Source organism: Maribacter sp. PR66 (assembly GCF_028464205.1).
GTDB classification, from domain to species: Bacteria; Bacteroidota; Bacteroidia; order Flavobacteriales; family Flavobacteriaceae; genus Maribacter; species Maribacter flavus.
In genome coordinates this window covers 1-2642 of sequence record NZ_JAQPCH010000023.1, presented here as the reverse complement: position 1 = coordinate 2642, position 2642 = coordinate 1, and the positions used below count along the sequence as shown (strand labels likewise).

Annotated in this window: 2 protein-coding genes; both read right to left on the bottom strand. The window is 33.3% G+C overall.

The window, feature by feature from the left end; all coding sequences use genetic code 11:
* Window positions 1–191: 191 nt before the first annotated feature.
* Complete coding sequence (locus PP181_RS17650) at window positions 192–989, bottom strand: peptidoglycan-binding domain-containing protein (RefSeq protein ID WP_272638051.1); 798 nt, start codon at window positions 987–989, stop codon at window positions 192–194.
* Between the two features lie 154 nt (window positions 990–1143).
* On the bottom strand, window positions 1144–2535 hold the full coding sequence (locus PP181_RS17645; protein ID WP_272638050.1) for a serine hydrolase domain-containing protein: 1392 nt from the start codon (window positions 2533–2535) through the stop codon (window positions 1144–1146).
* Between the last annotated feature and the right edge of the window lie 107 nt (window positions 2536–2642).

Genomic DNA, 2642 nt, shown 5'->3' with positions numbered 1-2642 from the left:
AGCGACCATCATATTCAAAAAATGCCGAAACCAATAAATTTGAACGGCATTTACGCTAACGTGTTTGTGTATGATTAGTGGCGTGTTTAAGCACCTAATTTAGCAAATACAAACCAAATAGAAAATCCGCGAGGATTTTCAGAAGTAGGCGAGAATAAGCAATTACTTATAGCCATTGTTGGCGGTAGTTTTTATTTAAATTGATTACTTAATTTATTCAAAGTACTTGGTCCAACTTTTCCATCAGCTTTCAGATTTGCATTTCTTTGAAAACTCTTAATTCCACTTATTGTATTCGAATCAAAATATCCGTCTGCTGTTCCAATATAATAGCCCAATTTTTGTAAAGCAAGTTCAATTATTTTTCTGTCCTCAATTGAGTAACGATGATGATATTTAATTGCAACCGAAGTTGAACTTTCAGAGTAATAGTTATTAGATGAGAAGTTAGAATTATAATTATTAAAAATTCTGTTTTGTTCAGCCTGGATTTTAGGATATTCTTCTCTCATCCAGCGTTCCTGTTCAGCTTTTATTTTTGGGTATTCTTCACGCATCCAGCGTTCTTGCTCCGCTTTAATTTTCGGATATTCCTCTCTCATCCACCTTTCTTGTTCTTTTTTTATTTCGTTATAATCAAACGATGATGTCGAATATGAGTATTTTGTCGAAGGTAGAGTTGTAGTTGGGTAAGTGTAATTTGTACTTGGCAAATCAATTGTTTGAGGCGTATAATTGTAATAATTTGTGGATGGCAAATAATTATTATCAGGTTCAATATATCCTTTCTTTCCAGTATAAGGGTTTACATTTGGTTTAGTTGTATAATTGTCTTTATTAGTATAATTTCTATTTGTTCTATAATGCCCTTTTACATAAGTTCCGTCACTTCGATAATAGCCGTTCACATAATGATTATTTGGATTAACCTGCGCTAAAAGAGGAATCCAAATCAATCCTATTAGAAGTATTAATATTATTTTTTTCATTTTTCGTTCAAATTACCGCCAACGGCTGTGGCTATGGAAAGTGCGGGATTTCAAGGCAATTACCTTTCCGATTAGCATTTAGTTTGTTTTTTGTAATTGCTTTCATTTTACCATTTTAGCCCGCATTTGCTATAGCCGATGTTATGTGCTGGCTTTATTTTATGGATTTTAGTACATAGTTAGGTATCATTTCATTTGGTGGTGTACTTTTTCCATAGAGTTCATATGAGTTGTAATTTCCGCCCGTAAATACTGTAATCATATTAAGTTCTGGCCAAATATTAATTTTTTGGCCACCATTTCCCGAAGCTAAGTATGAATTGTATTGTTTTCCATCAATTACAAAATATTTATGTTCCCATAGATAGCCATAATCTCCATCTTGCATTTGAAATGTTTTATCTACCCATTCTTTAGATAATATTTGTTTTCCATTCCATATACCGCCATCCTTAAATAGTTTAGCCAATTTTATCAGGTCACGTGGAGATATAGACATTTGACTAAAAGTATTCATACTTGCCTGATTTGGCTCAAAAGTCCAATCGTAATTAGAGATACCCATAGGTTCAAAAAGGTTTTCTTTGGCAAAAGTTTCAATTTGGTCATTGGTTGCAATCTCTACCAAACTTCCTAAAGTCAAAGGACATCCTGTGCAATAAGATGATTTTTCTCCTGGTTTTGTCACCATTGGTAAATCAAGTGTGTATTTAACCCAATCCTTGCTTTGCATCATTGATTGCTCATTTCCTTTGCTTGCTGGGTTATTATTTTCACAGTCCATACCGTGACGGTACATTAGAAAATTTTCTATTGTCAGCTCTTTTTTTCTCTCATCCAAGTTGGCAATTTTATCATACTTACTTTTAAAATAGGGTAGAAGCTTTTCTTTTTCGCTCTTAATAAACCCTTTGTCAATTGCAATGCCAAGAATTCCCCCAATGAAAGGCTTGGTAGCAGACCTTAATTGATGTGGCGTGTTTTCATCGTAACCGTAAAAATATTCTTCAAGTACTAATTTATTATTCTTATAAATCAAAATGCTGTGGACATCTGGAAATTCTCCCTTTATGGTTTCTTTTACCATATTGATTATTGGTTCGGGATTTTTAAATTCTTCTTCTATAAGTCCCGTTTTTAGACCATCTGAAGTTTCTTTTGGTTTTTCGTACCTGTAGTTGTCAGCGTTGTAAAAAAGTTCTTTTCGTGGAAACATTTCCATTTTTTCAAAGTCAGTTGTGATAAGTGCAAAAGATTGTCCACTGGTTCTATAACTTATGACTTTGTTAGATTTATCTCTTTTAAAAACTACTGGAATGTCCTGAATATTTGTAAAACTATCTAAGGCAATATGATTTAAAGGATATTTTGCTTTATCAATAACAGCATAGAGTGTTGTGTCAGGTTCTGAGGCTACAATATCAAGTGTGTTTTGATTTACATATTCGTATGTACCTTCATAATCCAAAAGTTTTTCGTATTCAGATTTCTCTTCTTGGGTTGAACATCCAACTATTAGTAAAATCAAAAGGTAAAATCTGTTCATTGAATTTGTGTTTAGCAGTAATGCGATGTTAATTCAGCTTGCACATAACGGTTCGTGTATGATTAGTGCGGGTTGAAACCCGTAGGATTTCGGCCAGTACCATCGCT